The sequence below is a fragment of the Caballeronia concitans genome (genome assembly GCF_001544615.1).
Classification (GTDB): Bacteria; Pseudomonadota; Gammaproteobacteria; order Burkholderiales; family Burkholderiaceae; genus Caballeronia; species Caballeronia concitans.
In genome coordinates this window covers 271,191-289,802 of sequence record NZ_FCNV02000005.1, presented here as the reverse complement: position 1 = coordinate 289,802, position 18,612 = coordinate 271,191, and the positions used below count along the sequence as shown (strand labels likewise).

At 64.1% G+C, this 18,612-nt stretch carries 18 protein-coding genes and 1 pseudogene; 12 read left to right on the top strand and 7 right to left on the bottom strand.

What is annotated here, in order from left to right; genetic code table 11:
- Window positions 1-78: 78 nt before the first annotated feature.
- From AWB72_RS15600 to ltaE, 7 genes and pseudogenes are all read left to right on the top strand, one after another.
- A pseudogene (locus tag AWB72_RS15600) lies at window positions 79-537 on the top strand (cytosine permease); the annotation flags it as partial.
- A 92-nt stretch (window positions 538-629) separates the two neighbouring features.
- Window positions 630-1,364 (top strand): aspartate/glutamate racemase family protein, encoded by a 735-nt coding sequence (locus AWB72_RS15595; RefSeq protein ID WP_040049421.1) that lies wholly within the window; start codon window positions 630-632, stop codon window positions 1,362-1,364.
- Between the two features lie 98 nt (window positions 1,365-1,462).
- A complete protein-coding gene (gene puuE / locus AWB72_RS15590) occupies window positions 1,463-2,434 on the top strand; it encodes an allantoinase PuuE (protein ID WP_040049422.1) in 972 nt (323 codons plus the stop codon).
- Window positions 2,431-2,952 carry a 2-oxo-4-hydroxy-4-carboxy-5-ureidoimidazoline decarboxylase gene (gene uraD / locus AWB72_RS15585; protein ID WP_040049423.1) on the top strand — a complete coding sequence of 174 codons (522 nt, stop codon included), beginning with the start codon at window positions 2,431-2,433 and terminating at the stop codon, window positions 2,950-2,952. The genes puuE and uraD overlap by 4 nt, the downstream gene beginning before the upstream one ends.
- 31 nt (window positions 2,953-2,983) lie before the next feature.
- A complete protein-coding gene (gene alc / locus AWB72_RS15580) occupies window positions 2,984-3,994 on the top strand; it encodes an allantoicase (RefSeq protein ID WP_040049424.1) in 1,011 nt (336 codons plus the stop codon).
- Window positions 3,994-4,494, top strand: a complete 501-nt coding sequence (locus AWB72_RS15575; protein ID WP_040049541.1) for an ureidoglycolate lyase — start codon at window positions 3,994-3,996, stop codon at window positions 4,492-4,494. The genes alc and AWB72_RS15575 overlap by 1 nt, the downstream gene beginning before the upstream one ends.
- Before the next feature lie 125 nt (window positions 4,495-4,619).
- Window positions 4,620-5,627, top strand: a complete 1,008-nt coding sequence (gene ltaE, locus AWB72_RS15570) for a low-specificity L-threonine aldolase (RefSeq protein WP_040049425.1) — start codon at window positions 4,620-4,622, stop codon at window positions 5,625-5,627.
- A gap of 58 nt (window positions 5,628-5,685) precedes the next feature.
- Here ltaE and AWB72_RS15565 read toward each other — a convergent pair whose 3' ends face one another.
- On the bottom strand, window positions 5,686-6,879 hold the full coding sequence (locus AWB72_RS15565; RefSeq protein ID WP_040049426.1) for a urate hydroxylase PuuD: 1,194 nt from the start codon (window positions 6,877-6,879) through the stop codon (window positions 5,686-5,688).
- A gap of 68 nt (window positions 6,880-6,947) precedes the next feature.
- Entirely contained in the window at window positions 6,948-7,301 is a 354-nt protein-coding gene (uraH, locus tag AWB72_RS15560) for a hydroxyisourate hydrolase (protein WP_040049427.1), read from the bottom strand.
- Window positions 7,302-7,738: 437 nt separating this feature from the next.
- Between uraH and AWB72_RS15550 the strand changes: the two genes are divergently transcribed.
- Window positions 7,739-9,097, top strand: a complete 1,359-nt coding sequence (locus tag AWB72_RS15550) for an 8-oxoguanine deaminase (protein WP_052449761.1) — start codon at window positions 7,739-7,741, stop codon at window positions 9,095-9,097.
- A gap of 12 nt (window positions 9,098-9,109) precedes the next feature.
- On the opposite strand, the gene AWB72_RS15545 is transcribed toward AWB72_RS15550, so the two are convergent.
- On the bottom strand, window positions 9,110-10,042 hold the full coding sequence (locus tag AWB72_RS15545) for a LysR substrate-binding domain-containing protein (RefSeq protein WP_008349998.1): 933 nt from the start codon (window positions 10,040-10,042) through the stop codon (window positions 9,110-9,112).
- A 269-nt stretch (window positions 10,043-10,311) separates the two neighbouring features.
- On the opposite strand from AWB72_RS15545, the gene AWB72_RS15540 reads away from it, so the two are divergent.
- The 4 genes from AWB72_RS15540 to AWB72_RS15525 all read left to right on the top strand — a co-directional run bounded on the left by AWB72_RS15540 (window position 10,312) and on the right by AWB72_RS15525 (window position 15,222).
- Complete coding sequence (locus tag AWB72_RS15540; protein WP_040049430.1) at window positions 10,312-11,889, top strand: ABC transporter ATP-binding protein; 1,578 nt, start codon at window positions 10,312-10,314, stop codon at window positions 11,887-11,889.
- The gene (locus tag AWB72_RS15535) at window positions 11,886-12,992 is read left to right on the top strand and encodes an ABC transporter permease (RefSeq protein WP_040049431.1); all 1,107 of its coding nucleotides are present in this window, start codon (window positions 11,886-11,888) and stop codon (window positions 12,990-12,992) included. Before AWB72_RS15540 ends, AWB72_RS15535 begins: the two co-directional genes overlap by 4 nt.
- A gap of 11 nt (window positions 12,993-13,003) precedes the next feature.
- Window positions 13,004-13,933, top strand: a complete 930-nt coding sequence (locus AWB72_RS15530; RefSeq protein ID WP_040049432.1) for an ABC transporter permease — start codon at window positions 13,004-13,006, stop codon at window positions 13,931-13,933.
- Between the two features lie 203 nt (window positions 13,934-14,136).
- Window positions 14,137-15,222 carry a BMP family ABC transporter substrate-binding protein gene (locus AWB72_RS15525; protein WP_087128161.1) on the top strand — a complete coding sequence of 362 codons (1,086 nt, stop codon included), beginning with the start codon at window positions 14,137-14,139 and terminating at the stop codon, window positions 15,220-15,222.
- An 87-nt stretch (window positions 15,223-15,309) separates the two neighbouring features.
- Here AWB72_RS15525 and AWB72_RS15520 read toward each other — a convergent pair whose 3' ends face one another.
- The 4 genes from AWB72_RS15520 to AWB72_RS15505 all read right to left on the bottom strand — a co-directional run bounded on the left by AWB72_RS15520 (window position 15,310) and on the right by AWB72_RS15505 (window position 18,521).
- Window positions 15,310-15,519: a dodecin gene (locus AWB72_RS15520; RefSeq protein ID WP_040049434.1), complete on the bottom strand. Its 210-nt coding sequence runs from the start codon at window positions 15,517-15,519 to the stop codon at window positions 15,310-15,312.
- 149 nt (window positions 15,520-15,668) lie between these two features.
- Entirely contained in the window at window positions 15,669-16,160 is a 492-nt protein-coding gene (locus AWB72_RS15515; protein WP_040049542.1) for a hypothetical protein, read from the bottom strand.
- A gap of 348 nt (window positions 16,161-16,508) precedes the next feature.
- Window positions 16,509-16,952: a large conductance mechanosensitive channel protein MscL gene (gene mscL / locus AWB72_RS15510; RefSeq protein ID WP_040049543.1), complete on the bottom strand. Its 444-nt coding sequence runs from the start codon at window positions 16,950-16,952 to the stop codon at window positions 16,509-16,511.
- Window positions 16,953-17,141: 189 nt separating this feature from the next.
- Complete coding sequence (locus AWB72_RS15505; RefSeq protein ID WP_040049435.1) at window positions 17,142-18,521, bottom strand: DUF2252 domain-containing protein; 1,380 nt, start codon at window positions 18,519-18,521, stop codon at window positions 17,142-17,144.
- Between the last annotated feature and the right edge of the window lie 91 nt (window positions 18,522-18,612).

The following is an 18,612-nucleotide window of genomic DNA, read 5'->3' as shown; positions in this document are numbered from 1 at the left end:
GACACCTGCGGAAGCCCTAGACGAGTACCTGAAATCTGTTCAACAATCCAGTGTTGCGACGACCGTTTGAATCCGCCCAATATCGTGGCCAACTTCGTGTCGCCGGCTTTCGACTTCTCGAACGTCGCGCCGCGTCTCATCAGCTGGCGCATGGGCGGCATGCTGGCCGCGACCGCATCGATTTTCATCACGCCGTGGAACCTGTTCAACAACCCGGCCGTGATTCACTACACGCTCGATATTCTCGGCAGCTTCATCGGACCATTGTATGGTGTCCTGATCATTGACTTCTATCTGGTCAAGCGCGGCACGCTCGCGGTGGACGATCTCTACACCACGTCGGAAACTGGCAAGTATTGGTACACGAAGGGCGTGAATCGTCGTGCGGTGATGGCGCTCCTGCCCGCCGCCGTGATCGCGATTCTCTGCGTGATGCTGCCGTCGCTCGAAGCCTCCGCGAACTTCTCGTGGTTCATCGGCGCGGGACTGGGCGCGTTGTTCTACTGGATGCTGGCGGACCGCAAGCGCGCCGTCTGAGCGCGAAGAGAACCTGAGAGACGATACACAGAACCGCCGACAGGACGCTCGACGAAGCGCCGCGGCGGATGGCAGGAAGAAAGGAGACAGCAATGCGCATCAAACTCATCAATCCGAACACGACGCAGCGCATGACCGATTCGATGGCTCGCTGCGCCCGCGACGTCGCCGCGCCGGGCACCGAGATCATCGCGGTCAGCCCGCCGATGGGTCCGCCGTCCATCGAAGGCTATTACGACGAAGCGCTCGCGTCGCTCGGTCTGCTCGCCGAGGTGGAAGCGGGCGAGCGGCAGGGCGTCGATGCCTACGTGATCGCGTGCTTCGGCGATCCCGCGCTGTACGCAGCCCGCGAACTGGCGCGCGGCCCGGTGATCGGCATCGCGGAAGCGGCGATGCATGCGGCGAGCGTCATCGCGCCGGGCTTTTCCGTCGTGACGACGCTCGAGCGCACGTGCGGCATGGCGTGGCATCTCGCGGAGCGCTACGGCATGTCGCGCTTCTGCAAGAACGTGCGTGCGACGGATGTCGCCGTGCTCGAACTCGACGAACCGGGATCGGCGGCGCGGGAAACGATCATCGACGAGTGCCGGCGCGCGCTCGACGAAGACGGATCGGACGCCATCGTGCTCGGCTGCGCGGGCATGGCGGAGTTCTGCCGCGAAGTGGAGGACGCGATCGGCGCGCCGGTCGTCGAAGGCGTGACGGCGGCGGTCAAGTGGGCGGAGGCGCTCGTCGCGCTGAAGCTGCACACGGCGAAACGGGGCGATTTCGCGCGGCCGCTCGCCAAACGCTACGACGGCGTGCTCGTCGATTTCAGCCCGCGCTGATCGCGGATATCTGCGCCGCTGTATGGGCGCGCCGAAGCGTTTTCGCTACACTGAATCGTCGACAATCCGATCTTCAACGCCCAGCTCCTGACCCAGCCATGTCTTTCGATCCGAACTATCCGCGCGACCTGATCGGCTACGGCCGCCACCCCGTGCAGGCGAACTGGCCGGGACGCGCGCGCGTCGCCGTGCAATTCGTGCTCAATTACGAAGAAGGCGGCGAAAACTGCGTGCTGCACGGCGATCCCGGCTCCGAGCAGTTTCTGTCCGAGATCGTCGGCGCGGCGGCGTATCCGTCGCGTCACATGAGCATGGAATCGATCTACGAATACGGATCGCGCGCGGGCGTGTGGCGCATCCTGCGCGAGTTCGAGAAGCGCGGCTTGCCGCTCACGGTGTTCGGCGTCGGCATGGCGATGGAACGGCATCCGGAACTCTCGAAGGCGTTCGTCGAACTGGGGCACGAGATTGCGTGCCACGGCTATCGGTGGATTCACTATCAGGACATGTCGCCCGAGCGCGAAGCGGAGCACATGCGGCTCGGCATGGAAGCCATCGAGCGCGTCACCGGTGTGCGGCCGCTCGGCTGGTACACCGGGCGCGACAGCCCGAACACGCATCGGCTGGTGGCGGAATACGGCGGCTTTCTCTACGACTCCGATTATTACGGCGACGACCTCCCGTTCTGGATGGACGTCGAAGTGACGGGCGGCAAGACCACGCCGCAACTGATCGTGCCGTACACGCTCGATACCAACGACATGCGCTTCGCCACGCCGCAGGGCTTCAACACGGGCGATCACTTCTTCACTTATCTGCGCGATGCCTTCGACGTGCTCTACGAAGAAGGCGACGAAGCGCCGAAGATGCTTTCCATCGGCATGCATTGCCGGCTGCTCGGGCGTCCGGGGCGCTTCCGCGGACTGCAGAGGTTCCTCGATCACATCGAGAAGCATGATCGCGTCTGGGTGACGCGGCGCGTGGATATCGCGCGGCACTGGCGCGAGCATCATCCGTATCAGACGAAGAGTGAAACCAAGCGCGAAACCAACAACGGGACGGCGGCATGAAAGCGATGCAAACCACACTCGATCAACTCAACGCCATGCCCGCCGATGCCTTCGTGACCGTGCTCGCGGGCATCTTCGAACACTCGCCGTGGGTCGCGGAAATCGCGGCGAAGCAGCGCCCGTTCGCGAGCATCGACGCGCTGCATGCGGCGATGTCGAAAGCGGTCGAAACAGCCGGCGACGAAAAGCAGCTCGCGCTCATCAACGCGCACCCGGAACTCGCGGGCAAGGCGGCGGTGCGCGGCGAACTGACGGCCGAATCGACGCGCGAGCAGAGCGGCGCCGGCCTCGACCTCTGCACGCAGGAAGAGTTCGACAAGCTGCAATCGCTGAACGCGCGGTATCGCGAGAAATTCGGCTTTCCGTTCATTCTCGCCGTGCGCGGCTATGACCGTCACGGCATCATCGCGAACTTCGAAAAGCGCGTGAATCACGACCGCGCCGAAGAGCTTCGCACGAGCCTCGATCAGATTTACCGGATCGCCCGCTTCAGGTTGGACGACCTCATCGCGGCATGATCCTTTCACCCGTTTAACAAGGACGAAGACAATGGCAATTCCGACACTCGATCCCAACGCGCCCGACTTCACGCGCCGTTATGTGAATCTCGCGGACCCGCGTCTCGGCGCGCAGGCGCTCGAGGCGAGCGACGATTTCTTCGCGCCGAAGGAACGCATGCTGAACCCCGAGCCGGCCGTGTTCATCCCCGGCAAATTCGACGATCACGGCAAGTGGATGGACGGCTGGGAAACGCGCCGCAAGCGCACGACGGGCTACGACTGGTGCGTCGTCAAGCTGGCGCGGCCGGGCGTGATCAAGGGCATCGATCTCGACACGAGCCACTTCACGGGCAATTTCCCGCCGGCGGCGTCGATCGAAGGCGCGCATGTCGCCGATGGCTCGCCGAACCAGTCCACGCAATGGACCGAAATCGTGCCGTCGATGACGCTGCAGGGCAATAGCCACCACTATCTCGATGTCAGCGCGGAACAGCCGTTCACGCACCTGCGCGTGAACATCTATCCGGACGGCGGCATCGCGCGTCTGCGTGTGTACGGCCAGCCGCAGCTCGACTGGCGCAACGCGGACCGTAACCAGCTCGTCGATCTCGGCGCGATGGAAAACGGCGCGTACATGGTCGGCACGAACAACCAGCACTTCGGGCTCGCCTCGACGCTTCTGATGCCGGGCCGCGGCGTCAACATGGGCGATGGCTGGGAAACGCGCCGTCGCCGCGAACCGGGCAACGACTGGTGTATCGTCGCGCTGGCGCAGCCGGGCATCATCAAGAAGGTCGAAGTGGATACCGCGCACTTCAAGGGCAATTTCCCCGACCGCTGCTCGCTGCAGGCCGCGTATGTCACGGGCGGCACGGACAGCTCGCTCGTCACGCAGGCCATGTTCTGGCCGGTGCTGCTCGGCGAGCAGAAGCTGCAGATGGACAAGCAGCATTTCTTCGAATCGGAACTGGCGGCGCTCGGGCCGGTGACGCACGTGCGCTTCAATATTTACCCGGACGGCGGCGTGTCGCGCCTGCGTCTTTTCGGAACGCTCGCATGATGAAGAAGCTGGCCATCGAACCGCTGACGCGCGCTGCGTTCGAGCCTTTCGGCGACGTGATCGAACTGGAAGGCGCGAAGCAGATTCCGATCAATCTCGGCACGACGATCCGCTTCCACGATCTCTGCAACGTGGACGTGACCGACGAAGGCGGCCGCGCGATCGTCAATCTGTTTCGCGGGCAGCCGCGCACGCTGCCGTTCGAATGCAAGATGATGGAGCGGCATCCGCTCGGCAGCCAGGCGTTCGTGCCGCTCGATGACCGGCCGTATCTCGTCGTGGTCGCGCCGGCGGGCGATCTCGACGAATCGAAGATCCGCGCGTTCGTCACGCGCGGCTGGCAAGGCGTCAATTATGCGAAGGGCGTCTGGCATCATCCGTTGCTCGCGCTCGGCAAGGTGAGCGATTTCATCGTCGTCGATCGCGGAGGAGAGGGGCACAACCTCAACGAGCAGGACCTGAGAGAATCGGTATGGCTCACGGAAGACGCGTTGCGATAGCGGCTCTTCCTCAAGGCTGACCCGAAAGACCGGCGCGAATAGCGCCGGTCTTTTTCTTTGCGGCGCGCGAAACGGCTACCATAGACGGTTCCTTTCCGACGAGCGATTCCACGATGCCCGCACGCATGATCGATCTACGCAGCGATACCGTCACCCGCCCGAGCCAGGCCATGCTCGCGGCCATGTCCGCAGCCGAAGTCGGCGACGACGTCTGGGGCGACGATCCGACCGTCATCCGGCTTCAGTCCACGCTTGCCGAACGCACCGGCAAGGAAGCGGGCCTGTTCTTCCCGAGCGGCACGCAAAGCAATCTCGCCGCGCTGATGGCGCACTGTGCGCGCGGCGACGAATACATCGTCGGGCAGGCGGCGCACACGTACAAATACGAGGGCGGCGGCGCGGCCGTGCTCGGCAGCATCCAGCCGCAGCCGATCGAAAACGCGCCCGACGGCTCGCTGCCGCTCGAGAAGATCGCGGCGGCCATCAAGCCGATCGACAATCACTTCGCGCGCTCGAAGCTGCTCGCGCTGGAGAACACCATCGGCGGGAAGGTGCTGCCGGCTTCGTACGTGACGGAAGCGACGAAGCTCGCGCGCGATCTCGGACTCTCGACGCATCTCGACGGCGCGCGCGTGTTCAATGCGGCCGTCGCGTCGGACCGTCCGGTGAGCGAGCTGTGCGCGCCGTTCGATACGGTGTCCATCTGCTTCTCGAAGGGACTGGGCGCGCCGGTGGGATCGGTGCTGGTCGGGAGCCGCGCGCTCATCGACGTCGCGGCGCGCTGGCGCAAGGTGCTCGGCGGCGGCATGCGGCAAGCCGGCCTGCTCGCGGCGGCGTGTCTGTATGCGCTGGATCATCATGTCGATGGACTCGCGCAGGATCACGACAACGCCGCGCGTCTCGCCGCGGGGCTCGCGCGGATCGACGGCATCTCGATCCAATCGCAGGCGACCAACATGGTCTTCGCGCAGATTCCGCAGGCGCACTGCGAGCGGCTCGAAGCGTGGCTGAAAGAGCGCGGCATCCTTACGCAGATGCTGTATGCATCGCGATTCGTCACGCATCGCGATGTGTTGCCCGAGGATATCGATACCGTCATCGATGCCGTGAAGGCGTACTTCGCGGCCCACTAAACGCGAATGGCCCGACCGGCTTGAAACCGGTCGGGCCATTTCGCTTGAGCGCGAAGCCTTACTGCACCGCGCCTCCATCGAACCACGCGGCGATCTTCTGACGCTCCGCGTCCGTCATCTGCGTGACATTGCCGAGCGGCATCGCCTTCAGCGTGACCGCCTGCTGATGTAGACGCTGCGCGTTCTGCTTGATCTCGGCGGGTGTATCGAGCACGACGCCGGCGGGCGCGCTGCCCATCATCGACGGATGCGCCGAGTGGCACGTCGCGCAACGCTGCTGGATGATCGGCTGGATATCGGCGACCTTGAGCGTCGGCGCGCCGGCGGCCTGCGCGACCGGCACGCTCGGCGCGGGCATCGTCCACGCAAATGCGCCGAGCACGAGCACGAGACCCGCGACGGGCATGTACCACAGCACTTGCCCGCGATGCCGCATCACGAAGAACTGGCGAATCAGCGCGCCGGCCAGCATGATCAGCACGAGGATCACCCAGTTGTACTTGTGCGTGTAGGTCATCGCGTAGTGGTTCGAGAGCATCGCGAAGACGACGGGCAGCGTGAAGTACGTGTTGTGCACGGAGCGCTGCTTGCCGCGCTTGCCGTAGATGGCGTTCGGCGTTTCGCCCTTGAGCATCGACGCGACCATCTTGCGCTGCCCCGGAATGATGACGAAGAACACGTTGGCCGACATGATCGTCGCGAGCATCGCACCGGTGATCAGATACGCCGCGCGGCCCGAGAACACGTGACACGCGACGAACGCCGCGATCAGCACGTAAATGCCGACGCAAATGCCGAGCAGCTTGTCCTTGGTGCCGAGCAGGCGGCACAGCGAGTCATACACGATCCAGCCCGCCAGCAGAAAGCCGATCGCCGATGCCACGGCCACGACCGGCCCCATGTCGAGCACGTTCTTGTCGATGAGATACGTGCTCGGCGAGAGCAGATACAGCACGAGGAAGAGGCCGAAACCGGACATCCACGTGGTGTACGACGGCCAGAACGACCAGTGCAGGTTCTCGGGCATGTCCTGCGGCGCGACCGAATACTTCTGCATGTGATAGAACCCGCCGCCGTGCACGTGCCAGAAGTCGCCGAACACGCCGCGTCGGCGCGCGTTCGGGTCCTGCGGCGGTTTCAGGCTGTTGTCGAGCGCGACGAAGTAAAACGATTCGCCGATCCACGCGATCGCCACGATCACGTGCAGACAGCGCAAGGCCAGATTGAGCCAGTCGGTGATAAAGCCTTCCATGTACTCCTCCACTACCGATTCGTTATGCGCACGTTGTGCTGATGTATGTGTGTATGCGTGTTCGCGATTCAGCTGCCGCGATACGTGCTGTACGCCCACGGCGAGACGAGCAGCGGCACGTGATAGTGCGACGCCGCGTCCGCGATGCCGAAGCGCAAGACCACGCGATCCACGAAGCGCGGCTCGGGCACCTTCACGCCGAGCGCGGCGAAATAATCGCCCGCGTGGAAGACGAGTTCGTACTCGCCGGTTCCGAGTTCCGCGCCTTCGAGCAGCGGGGAATCGCAACGGCCGTCGTCGTTGGTGAGGGTGGTCTTGATCGCGCGCCGGGTGTCGCCGGTGAGCGCGAACAGCTCGACTTTGATGTTCGCGCCGGGGCGGCCGTGCGCGGTGTCGAGGACGTGGGTGGTGAGCTTGCCCATTCGCATGTTCCTTGTGTTGTGCGATGTCCGGCTCGCGCATCGATCCGAAATCCGCACGGGGGAGTGTGCGGCGGCGGCGGATCGAGGCTCCACGTCAGTGGCTACATACCCGTCGGCGTTTCAGATGCGCGCCGTGTACAGCATTTTAGAAATTTGCGACGCGCCGTGCGCCCGCGATAAGAAAGATAATGCCGGGCGCATGAGGGCGTACCCTGATCGTCGCGGCGCAAGCGGCCTCTTTTCCGGCGATGCTACCCGCGCCAAAATTCGCGCATATATCGAGGGCGTGAAGACGACTATGATGCCCGGCTGATTGCGGCGATGTTTTTGGCTGCGGACAGTGCCAGTGCGGCAACCATGCCGCGTCCCGAAGACGGCGATCGACGCTGGGTAACCGGGGTTCTCATGCCATTCACCGAACCGTCGACGGAGAAACGATGTCCACACTGCTAGTCAAGAACGCCCGCATGCTCGTCACGATGGACGCGCAACGCCGCGAAATCGCCGATGGCGGGCTGTTCATCGAAGACAACCGCATCGTCGCGGTCAGCCCGACGAGCGAACTGCCCCAAACCGCCGACGACGTGCTCGACATGCGCGGGCATCTCGTGATTCCGGGCCTCGTCAACACGCATCACCACATGTATCAGAGCCTGACGCGCGCGATTCCCGCCGCGCAGAACGCCGAGCTGTTCGGCTGGCTCACGAATCTCTACAGGATCTGGGCGCATCTCACGCCCGAAATGATCCACGTCTCGACGACGACCGCGATGGCCGAGCTGCTGCTCTCGGGCTGCACGACGTCGAGCGATCACCTGTATATCTATCCGAACGGCAGCCGGCTCGACGACAGCATCGCGGCGGCGCGCGAGATCGGCATGCGCTTTCACGCGGCGCGCGGCAGCATGAGCGTCGGCCAGAAGGATGGCGGTCTGCCGCCGGATTCGGTCGTCGAAAAGGAAGACGCGATCCTGAAGGACTCGCAGCGCCTCATCGAGACCTATCACGACGAAGGCCGCTACGCGATGTTGCGCGTGGTCGTCGCGCCGTGCTCGCCGTTCTCGGTGAGCCGCGAACTGATGCGCGACAGCGCGGCGCTCGCGCGCGAATACGGCGTGTCGCTGCACACGCATCTGGCCGAGAACGTGAACGATGTCGCGTATAGCCGCGAGAAGTTCGGCATGACGCCCGCCGAGTACGCGGAAGACCTCGGCTGGGTCGGCCGCGATGTGTGGCACGCGCACTGTGTGCAGCTCGACGAGCCGGGCATCGCGCTGTTCGCGCGCACGGGGACGGGCGTTGCGCATTGTCCGTGCTCGAACATGCGGCTCGCGTCGGGCATTGCGCCGATCCGTGCCATGCGCGATGCGGGCGTGCCGGTGGGCCTGGGCGTGGACGGCTCGGCGTCCAACGATGGCGCGCAGATGGTCGCGGAAGTGCGGCAGGCGTTGCTGCTGCAGCGCGTCGGCTTCGGTCCCGAGGCGATGACGGCGCGCGAAGCCCTCGAAATCGCGACGCTCGGCGGCGCGAAAGTACTCAACCGCGATGACATCGGCGCGCTCGCGCCCGGCATGGCGGCGGACTTCGTGTCGTTCGACCTGTCGCAGCCGGCGTTCGCGGGCGCGTTGCACGACCCCGTCGCGGCGCTCGTGTTCTGCGCGCCGTCGCAAGTGGCGACGAGCGTGATCGATGGAAAATTGGTCGTGAAGGAAGGGCGGTTGACGACGGTGGATGTGCGCGCGGTCGTCGAGCGGCACAACACGCTCGCGCGCGATCTCGCGGACCGCGCGCGATAGCACGGCGAAACGTCAGGGCTGGTCGATCAGCGAGCGCGTCGCTTCGGCGACGAGCCCGCGCAGCCAGCGGACTTCGTCGGAGTAATGGCAGCGCTCGTGCCACAGCTGGTAATACTGCATCGGCGGAAAATCGAGCGGCGCGGGCACGACCGCGAGCGGCAGGAACCGCGCGTAATGATCGGCGAAGAGGCGCGTGGTCGTGAACACGAGATCGGACTTGATCAGCACGTAAGGCGCAAGATTGAAGTACGGCAGCGTGACGACGACATGGCGCTTCAGACGCTCGCGCGCGAGGTGCACGTCGATTGCTCCGCGCTGTCCAACGGAATAGGGCGTCGGCGCGAGATGCGGCGCATTGAGATATTGATCGAGCGTGAGCCCGCCGCGCTTGGCGAACGGATGCGTGTTGCTCACGAGGCAGACGATCTTGTCGACGAAGAGATTCGACAGATGCAGTTGCTCGGGCGGCTCCGGCCAGTTGCCGACGACGATATCGAGCTTGCCGTCTTCGAGCGCGAGTTCGTAGTCGAATGCGGGCCCGAGCGAATGAAACTCGAGCGTGGCGTTCGGCGCGGCCTGACGAAACCGCTCGACGACGGTCGGCACGAAGAGCACGTTGAGATAGTCGGGACAGCCGATGCGATAGCACCGCACGGACGTCGACGGATCGAAGTTATGTTGCTGGACCTTGATGCGCTCGATTTCGCGCAAGGCGTTCTGCGTCGGTTCGAGCAGGCGCAGGCCGTATTCGGTCGGCACCATGCCGGACTTGCCGCGCACGAGGAGCGGGTCGCCGGTGATGTCGCGAAGGCGGCGCAGCGCGGCGCTGATGGCGGGTTGGGACTGATTGAGCTTGACGGCCGCGCGCGTGACGCTGCGCTCCATCAGCAGGGTATGCAAGACGCGCAATAAGTACGTATCGATCGCCTCGCGTTGCTGACTCATGTTATCTCCACTATATGTTCTGGCTGATCGATGCGGGGTGACTACATATCATTTTTAATATGACACAAGAATTGCGTCAAGGTGTGGCTAACCCGCAAACAGGCGCTGTGCGAGAAGCGACAGTCAATTTTGAGTTATCGACTTGAGGGCGCGAATTCTGTAAATTCTGCCCGCGGCATGAATATGCGCGACGCTCGGGTGTCGTTCGCTGTCGCGGTAACTTTTCCCAGTCCGGCCTGCTCGGTGGCCGGACGTAATCTCTGAGCTCAATGAGCGACGCCATTTCGAACTCGACAACGCCACCGCGCCTGGCGTTGTCCGGCATCAGCAAGCAGTATCCGTCCGTCAAGGCCAACGACGGAGTGAACCTCGTCGTGATGCCGGGCGAGATTCACGCCGTGCTCGGCGAAAACGGCGCGGGCAAATCCACGCTGATGAAGATCATCTACGGCGCCGTGCGGCCGGATGAAGGCGAGATCCGCTGGCAGGGCGAGGCCGTCGAGATCGGCAGTCCGGCGGCGGCCCGCAAGCTCGGCATCGGCATGGTGTTTCAGCATTTCTCGCTGTTCGAGACGCTGACGGTCGCTGAAAACATCGCACTCGCGCTCGACGATAAATTCGACATGAAGGCGCTGTCCAAGCGCATTCGCGAGGTATCGGCGGACTATGGCCTCGATGTCGATCCGCAGCGGCACGTTCACAGCCTGACGGTGGGCGAGCGGCAGCGCGTCGAGATCGTGCGATGCCTGCTGCAGAATCCGCGTCTGCTCATCATGGACGAACCGACTTCGGTGCTGACGCCGCAAGCGGTTCAGAAGCTCTTCAAGGTCTTGCGCCGGCTCGCGGCGGAAGGCTGCAGCATTCTCTATATCAGCCACAAGCTCGACGAAATCCAGTCGCTTTGCGAGAACGCCACCGTGATGCGGGGTGGCCGCGTGACCGGCAACGTCGATCCGCGCAAGGAAACGCACGCGTCGCTCGCGCAGCTGATGGTCGGCCACAGCCTGCCGGACTACACGCGGCGCGCGCATACGCCCGGCGACGTGCTGCTCGCGGTGAAGGATCTTTCCGTGGCGAGTCCCGATCCGTTCGGCACGTCGCTGGAAAACGTGTCATTCGGCGTGCGCGCGGGCGAAATCTTCGGCATCGCGGGCGTGTCGGGCAACGGCCAGGCGGAACTGCTCGCGGCGCTGTCCGGCGAAATCCGCGATCGTCAGGCCGCGCCCGATGCCGTCTCCATCTGCGGCACGCCCGCCGCGCGTCTAACGGCAGGCGCACGGCGGCGCCTCGGCTTCGCATTCGTGCCCGAAGAGCGGCTCGGACGCGGCGCGGTCCCGGCGATGTCGCTTGCCGACAACGGTTTGCTCACCGCGCATCGGCAGAAGCTGGTGCAGGGCGGCTGGATCCGGTCCGGCGCGATGAAAGCGTTCGCCGACCGCTGCATCGAAGCCTTCGACGTGCGTTGCGGCGGCAGCGGCGCGCTCGCGCAAAGTCTCTCGGGCGGCAACCTGCAGAAGTTCATCGTCGGACGCGAGATATTGCAGGCGCCGAAGGTGCTCGTGGTCGCGCAGCCGACCTGGGGCGTCGATGTCGGCGCGGCGGGTTTCATCCGCCAGCAACTGCTCGATCTCGCGGCGCGCGGCGTCGCCATTCTTGTGATTTCCGAGGAACTGGAAGAACTCTTCGACATCTGCGACCGCCTCGCCGTGCTCGCGCGAGGCAAGCTCTCGCCGGTGCGCGCGACGGGCGAGACCAACGCCGAGGAAATCGGCCTCTTCATGGCGGGCCTCTTCGACGGCAAACGCACGTCCGCCGCCGAACTCGACTCCTTGAGCCACAAAGCATGATCTTTCCCTATCGACTCGAAGCGCGCCCGACGCCGTCGCGCGTCATGCAGCTCGCCGTGCCGGTCGTCGCCGCTGTCGCGACGCTCGTGATCGGCTTCCTGATTTTCAGCATTGTCGGCCAGGACCCGCTGCGCGCGATGCACGCGTTCTTCATCGAGCCGCTCTCGAATATCAACGGCTGGTCGGAACTGGTGCTGAAAGCCTCGCCGCTGTGCCTCATCGGGCTCGGGCTCGCGGTCGGCTATCGCGCGAACGTGTGGAACATCGGCGCGGAAGGGCAGATGTTGCTCGGCGGCATCGTCGCGGGCGGCATCGCCATTCATGCGGGCGACGCCTCCGGCTGGTGGACGCTGCCGCTGATGATGGCGGGCGGCGTCGCGGGCGGCATGGCGTGGGCCGCGATCCCCGCGCTGCTCAAGAGCCGCTTCAACACGAACGAGATTCTCACGAGCCTCATGCTCACCTACGTCGCGACGCAGTTGCTCATCTATCTGGTGAGCGGCCCGTGGCGCGATCCGGAGGGCATGAACTTCCCGATTTCCGCGATGTTCGTCGACGATGCGCTGTTCCCGCGTCTCTACGGCGACTGGCACTGGACTTGGCTCAAGGGCACGCGCATCAACGCGTCGGTGTTTCTGACGGCGATCGCGGTGCCGCTCGTGTGGCTTTTCATGCGCAAGAGTTTCGCGGGCTTCCGGATGAACGTCGGCGGGCTGGCGCCGCTGGCCGCGCGCTACGCGGGCTTCTCCGACAAAAAAACGATCTGGACGTCGCTGCTCCTTTCGGGCGGTCTCGCGGGGCTTGCCGGCATGGGCGAAGTGGCCGGTCCCATCGGACAGCTTCAGGCGAGCTGGTCGCCGGGCTACGGCTTCACGGCGATCATCGTCGTGTTCGTCGGGCGGCTGCATCCGGTCGGCATCGTGCTCGCGAGTCTCTTGATGGCGCTCCTGTATCTCGGCGGCGAAGCGGTGCAAACGTCGCTGCAATTGCCTCAGGCGCTCGCGGGCGTGTTTCAGGGTTTGCTGCTGTTCTGTCTGCTCGGCTGCGATCTTTTCGTCAATTACCGCATCAGGCGTCGCACGCCGGCGCATCACGCCGCTTAAGAGAGACACAGATGGACATCAATCAAGCCAGCAATCTCGCATCGAGCGCGGTCGTCGCGGCCATTCCGCTGATGTTCGCGGGCGCGGGCGAACTCGTCGCCGAAAAGTCGGGCGTGCTCAATCTCGGCGTCGAAGGCATGATGCTGATGGGCGCGGTCACCGGTTACGCGGTCACCGCGATCACCGGCAGCCCGTGGCTCGGCATCGTCGCGTCGGTGTTCGCCGGACTCGCGATGGCGCTGCTCTTCGGCTTTCTCACCATCACGATGCTTGCGAATCAGGTCGCGACGGGCCTCTCGCTCACGATCTTCGGCATCGGCTTTTCGGCATATGTCGGCAAGCCGTACACGTCGGCGGCGGTGCGCGCGAGCATCGACGTGATGCCGATTCCCGGTCTTTCCAGCATTCCGGTGCTCGGCCCGGCGATCTTCTCGTTGACGCTGTTAGGCTATCTCGCATTCGCGATGTTCGCGCTGATCGGCTGGTTCCTGTACAAGACGCGCGCCGGGCTCGTGCTGCGCTCGGTCGGCGAATCGCCGGCGGTCGCGCATTCGGTCGGCTTTCCGGTGGTCGGCGTGCGCTACGGTGCGACGCTCTTCGGCGGCGCGATGGCGGGCATCGCGGGCGGCTACTACTCGATCGTCTATCTGCACGTGTGGCAGGAACAGCTGACCTCGGGGCGCGGGTGGATCGCGCTTGCGCTCGTCGTGTTCGCGACTTGGCGTCCGGGCCGGCTCCTGATCGGCGCGCTGCTCTTCGGCGCGGTGATGGCGCTGCAGTTCTACGCGCAGGCCATCGGCGTGCCGGTGCCGACGCAGTTTCTCGCGATGCTGCCGTATCTCGCGACCATCGTCGTGCTGGTGCTGATCTCGCGCAATCCGAACACGATCAAGCTGAACGCGCCGGCGTCGCTCGGCAAGCCGTTTTTCGCCGCGAGCTGATGCACGCGGGTCCTGGTTCTTTGCATGCAACGCGTTGCATGCAAAGTGCCGCATTCAAAATGCCGCGCGATACGATCAACGACGCGTCTGTTGCTGTCTTGCCGCACCGCGCGCGCCCGGGTTACGCCGGCTTTTTTGGCCGATGAAACTTCAGGCGAACCGCTTTCCGTTTTGCATACAACATCCAAAAGGAGAATCACGCAATGAATAAAGCAGGGCTGAAGGCGATCGCGGCCACGGTCGCACTGTCGGCGACGCTCGCCGCCGCAAGCGTTCAAGCCGCGGACGCGCCGGGCGTCGCGTTCGTTTATCTCGGCAATCCGGGCGATGCGGGCTGGACTTTCGCGCACGACGCCGGATCGAAGGAAGCCGAAGCGAAGTACGGCAGCAAGATCAAGATCACGCGCGTGGAGAACGTGCCGGAATCCGCGGACTCGGAACGCGTGTTCCGCGATCTCGCGAACAAGGGCAACATGATCATCTTCGCGACGAGCTTCGGCTATCAGGACTTCGCGCTGAAGGTCGCGAAGGACTTCCCCGACACGGTGTTCCTGTCGGCAACGGGCTTCAAGAAAGCGAAGAACTTCGGCACGTACGACGTGCGCATGTATCAGGGCGCCTATCTCGCGGGCGTCGCCGCCGGCTACGTGACGAAGACGAACACGCTCGGCTTCGTGGCGTCGGTGCCGATTCCGGAAGTGGTGCGCAACATCAACGCGTACACGCTGGGCGCGCGTTCGGTGAATCCGAAGATCCACACGAAGGTCATCTGGATCAACAGCTGGTTCGATCCGGGCAAGGAAAAGCAGGCAGCTGAAACGCTGATCGGGCAGGGTGCGGACGTGCTGCTGCAGAACACCGACTCGAACGCGACGCTCAACACCGCGAACGAAAAGCACGTCTATGCGTTCGGCTGGGATTCGAACATGAAGAAGTTCGGTCCCAACGCGCATCTGGGCTCGGTCGTCGCGCACTGGGGCGTGTACTACAACGACGTGATCCAGAAGGTCATGGACGGCAAGTGGAAGAACGATCCGGTGTGGCTCGGCATTCCGCAGAAGGCGGTGGACCTGGAAGACCTGAACAGCGGCGTGATTCCCGCGAAGGCGATGCAGGCCGTCGCCGCCCAGCGCGAGGAACTGCATAGCGGCAAGCGCGATGTGTTCACGGGTCCGATCAAGGATCAGTCGGGCGCGGAAAAGGTGCCGGCCGGCAAGACGCTGACGGATCCGGAACTGCAGCGCATCAACTGGTACGTGGAAGGCGTGGACGGCTCGCTGCCGAAGTGAGGCGTTCGGCTGCATCGTCGCAATGAAAAACCGCGCTTTCGAGGCGCGGTTTTTTTTGCAGCGTCGAACGGCGAAAGGCGCGCGCGTTCAGTCCTCGATGCGCAAGCCGACCTTGATCGTCACCTGCCAGTGCAGAATCTGGCCGTTCTCGATGTGTCCGCGCGTTTCCGTCACTTCGAACCAGTGCATGTTGCGCAGCGTCTTCGATGCCTTCGCCAGCGCGACGCGCACCGCGTCGTCGCTCGACTGGGTGGACGATCCGGTGAGTTCGATCTGCTTATACACGTGTTCCGACATGATGTTCTCCTTGTGATGTGTCCGAAGCCGCACCGCAGCAAGACATGCGCCACGCCGAGACATCCGGACCGCTCGGACGCGCCGCTGCCGCGCCCGGATTCACGAGGGGCATCGGCGACGAACGACAGGGAAATCGATTCGACCGGTAATCAACGCAGCGGGCGCGAGGCCGCATCGCCCGCATCCTGACGGCGCGTGCCGCGACGCGCGCGCGTCGATGCGGTCGCACCGAACTCGCTCAGAATCTGCGTGCGGGCGCGGCTCGCGAACACGAGGAAGCCGAACCCGTTCGCTTCGTACCAGTAGCCGCCGTTCTCCAGTCCGTCGAGCGGCTGCTCCAGTGCATTCGTGATGGATTCGACGCATCGCCTGTGCAACTCGTCGATGGCCGGATAGGGCGGTTGCGCGCCGCGCACGCTGCACAAGAGGACATCGAGTCCCGGCAGCACGTGTGCGTAGAGCACCGGTTCATCCTGCGCGCGAGCGCGTGCAATCTTGGTATCGAGCTGGCCAAACGGCTTGAAATGCCGCAGCACGGCGAGAAACGATTCGTCGCCATCAGCCTTCACGCGTCCACGCTTTTTCGGGAAGGACATAAAAATTCGCCTGAAAAAGAATTGCAAGAAACGCAGCGTCCTCATGCGGCCACTCCCGTCTTGCGTGCCGCACGTCGATCTTTTATAGCGCATCGATGTGATCAGGTCACGGTGAATCGGGCCGTCCGGACGTTCGACCGGCTGGTTGCCGATACGCACGTGAGGCGCACGAATCGTGCCGATGACCTTGGCGGCCCGCTGGTATCCCCTCGGCATTCCCCTGGATGTCTATCTGACTTCTATCTCAATAATAGTCCTGCTACTAGCCGTGCGAATAGCCTCCGCGAAGAAAAAAGCGGTCGTGCGAACGAAGCGGCGCGTGCCTTTCATGCACGCGCCGCATGGGGGAAGCGAGTCGGCCTGCTCGAAGCAGGATGGCGCGGGAATATCCGTCTAGACGCGCGGCGTTTTCTTCAGTTCATCGCGGATTTCGCGCAGCAGCAGCACGTCTTCCGGCGTCGGCGCGTTCGGTGCTTCTTCGTGCGGCTTGCGCAGATTGTTGATGAACTTGACCATCAGAAAAATGATGAACGCGAGGATGATGAAGTTGATCAGCACGGTGATGAACGAGCCGTAGCCGAACACCGCGACGCCCGCGGTTTGCAGGTCCTTGTAGGAATCGGGATTGCCTTTGAACGTCGGCGGTATGTGACCGAGGCGGACGAAGAGATTCGAGAAGTCGAGGCCGCCCGTCGCGAGACCGACCACCGGCATGATCAGGTCCTTGACGACGGAGTTCACGATCGTCGAGAACGCGCCGCCGATGATCACCCCGACCGCGAGGTCCATGACGTTGCCCTTGAGGGCGAAGTTCTTGAATTCCTGCATCATGCTCATGCGCGGCTTCCTCCTTTTAAAGTCCGAACGATTTCCCTCGAGCAACGCACCGGCGACGCGCGGCAGCAACGGCGATGCCATCGATGCGAACGGTCGGGCGCGACATCGCCATGATAGTCAATTGAACTGCGAATCGTCGAATTCGTGCCGGTTCCGTGCCGGTTCACATGCAATCCGACGGCTTTGCGATCAGGCGGCTTTCACGCGGCCTACGCTGATCGCCGCGCAAAACGCCGCGTGATCGGCCACCGTCTGCGCGCCGTAGCGTTCGGCCCACATCGCGTAGGCGGCGTCGAGCTTGTCCGAGTTGCCGCAATAGCCGGCGATGAGCGCGGCGTCGCCGGTGCGGGCGTGCGCGCGGGCGAGCAGCAACCCGAGGCACCACGCGTAGAAATCGAAGGTTGCGCCGTGCAGCCAATCGACCGGAATGGAGCCGCGAATCTGCTTCATCTGGCGCACGTAGAAATCGCGTCCGGCAATGGTGGTCCAGCCGAGCAGGGCGTCGGACGAGCTTTGCATCAGCCGTTGTCCGTGCACGACGCGCCTTCCCTGATGCCGATACGGCTCCTCGAGCGGCGGCACGAACGGCGCGGCGGCAGGCACGATGCCTTCCTTCACCTGGATGAACAGCGGATCGCCGAGCGCGCGGCCGAGCATCAGCACGAGATACGCGCGCGTGCCGACGCTGCCCACGCCGACGACGCGATGCGCGACATCCACGACATCGTAGCGTTCGAGCATCATGCGCCACTCGCCCGCGATGGTCTGCAGATACGCCTTGATGCCGTCGGAGACGTGATTCTTCTCGGCGGCGTCGAGCTTCGTGAGAATCGGCGGATCGACGATGAAGCGCCAGCTCTTGCCCACCGGCTCCGCGACTTTCGCGAGCATGGTCGCGTGCGAGCGTTTCATCGCGCGCTCGACGGTCTTCTGAATCGTGGCTTTCTCGTCGTCGGTGAGTTCCGTGGGCGCATCGACGTGGAGCGCGCTCGCGTATGAGCGCATGTTCCAGAGATCGTAGGGGCTGACGCGCCACAGCTTTTCCATCGTCGTGCGATACGCCGCGCACGCGGAACGCACCGCGCGCTCGCGGCCCTGGACGTCGACGCCGTTTTCGCGCGCCGCGACGTTGATGCTCGCGGTCAGGCGCTTCAGGTCCCATTCCCACGGACCGACAAGGGTTTCGTCGAAATCGTTCAGATCGAACACGACGTCCTGACGCGGCGTGCGAAAAAGCCCGAAATTGTTGATGTGCGCGTCGCCGTCGATGATCACGTTGTGCCCGATCGACGGCGACCTCGCGAGATCCCACGCCATGACGGTCGCGGACCCGCGCAGAAAGGCGAACGGCGATTCGGCCATGCGCGCCATCCGCAGCGGCAACAGGCGCTCCTGGCGGCCCGCGTTGCCGGCGAGCACGCGCTCGACGGGATCGGGCCGGTCGGGTTCCGGCTGCCACGCGCCGTGCGCTTCGAACGGAATGGCGTCGCGAAGCGAACGGCCGGTCGCACGGCTTTGCTCAGCCGTACCGGTGGACGTCGTCGAGATGGAGGTAGGGCGCGAGGACAAGCGTGTTCTCCTTCGGCGAGCGGAACGATTTCAGGCACGATGTAAAGCACGATTTGCAGCAGTGCAGCATCTATCGCGCCAGAGACGGCGG

Coding starts and splice junctions, on each gene's coding strand:
- AWB72_RS15595 (WP_040049421.1), top strand. CDS start 630: ATGCGCATCAAACTCATCAATCCGAACACGACGCAGCGCATGACCGAT.
- puuE (WP_040049422.1), top strand. CDS start 1,463: ATGTCTTTCGATCCGAACTATCCGCGCGACCTGATCGGCTACGGCCGC.
- uraD (WP_040049423.1), top strand. CDS start 2,431: ATGAAAGCGATGCAAACCACACTCGATCAACTCAACGCCATGCCCGCC.
- alc (WP_040049424.1), top strand. CDS start 2,984: ATGGCAATTCCGACACTCGATCCCAACGCGCCCGACTTCACGCGCCGT.
- AWB72_RS15575 (WP_040049541.1), top strand. CDS start 3,994: ATGAAGAAGCTGGCCATCGAACCGCTGACGCGCGCTGCGTTCGAGCCT.
- ltaE (WP_040049425.1), top strand. CDS start 4,620: ATGATCGATCTACGCAGCGATACCGTCACCCGCCCGAGCCAGGCCATG.
- AWB72_RS15565 (WP_040049426.1), bottom strand. CDS start 6,879: ATGGAAGGCTTTATCACCGACTGGCTCAATCTGGCCTTGCGCTGTCTG.
- uraH (WP_040049427.1), bottom strand. CDS start 7,301: ATGGGCAAGCTCACCACCCACGTCCTCGACACCGCGCACGGCCGCCCC.
- AWB72_RS15550 (WP_052449761.1), top strand. CDS start 7,739: ATGTCCACACTGCTAGTCAAGAACGCCCGCATGCTCGTCACGATGGAC.
- AWB72_RS15545 (WP_008349998.1), bottom strand. CDS start 10,042: ATGAGTCAGCAACGCGAGGCGATCGATACGTACTTATTGCGCGTCTTG.
- AWB72_RS15540 (WP_040049430.1), top strand. CDS start 10,312: ATGAGCGACGCCATTTCGAACTCGACAACGCCACCGCGCCTGGCGTTG.
- AWB72_RS15535 (WP_040049431.1), top strand. CDS start 11,886: ATGATCTTTCCCTATCGACTCGAAGCGCGCCCGACGCCGTCGCGCGTC.
- AWB72_RS15530 (WP_040049432.1), top strand. CDS start 13,004: ATGGACATCAATCAAGCCAGCAATCTCGCATCGAGCGCGGTCGTCGCG.
- AWB72_RS15525 (WP_087128161.1), top strand. CDS start 14,137: ATGAATAAAGCAGGGCTGAAGGCGATCGCGGCCACGGTCGCACTGTCG.
- AWB72_RS15520 (WP_040049434.1), bottom strand. CDS start 15,519: ATGTCGGAACACGTGTATAAGCAGATCGAACTCACCGGATCGTCCACC.
- AWB72_RS15515 (WP_040049542.1), bottom strand. CDS start 16,160: ATGAGGACGCTGCGTTTCTTGCAATTCTTTTTCAGGCGAATTTTTATG.
- mscL (WP_040049543.1), bottom strand. CDS start 16,952: ATGAGCATGATGCAGGAATTCAAGAACTTCGCCCTCAAGGGCAACGTC.